1 pseudogene is annotated in these 266 nt (G+C 65.4%); it reads right to left on the bottom strand.

What is annotated here, in order from left to right:
- Nucleotides 1-81: 81 nt before the first annotated feature.
- Nucleotides 82-266: pseudogene (locus tag ACPUD7_RS17870) on the bottom strand (hypothetical protein); the annotation flags it as partial.

Raw genomic sequence — 266 nt, 5'->3', positions numbered from 1 at the left:
TGCGCGCATACGGCATCTTCAACCGTCGCATCAGCGCCTCGACCTCGGTATCAAGGACTGGCGCCTGGGCAGAGACAACCATCACAGCTCACCCCCGTCCGCAGTCGTCGACGGTGAGCTCATCGCCTGCCATCCCACAGTCCCCTGCGCCAGGGACGCATCCTCACCCGCACTGCGACTGCCTTGATCAGCAACCCGGTGGGCCAGCAGCGACGCCACATCACCAGTGCCGAAGCGACCATAGGCAGCCGCCGTACCCAGGACCT

It is taken from the genome of Brevibacterium sp. FAM 24630, from assembly GCF_049804075.1.
Taxonomy (GTDB): domain Bacteria; phylum Actinomycetota; class Actinomycetes; order Actinomycetales; family Brevibacteriaceae; genus Brevibacterium.
This window is presented reverse-complemented; position numbering and strand designations above follow the sequence as displayed.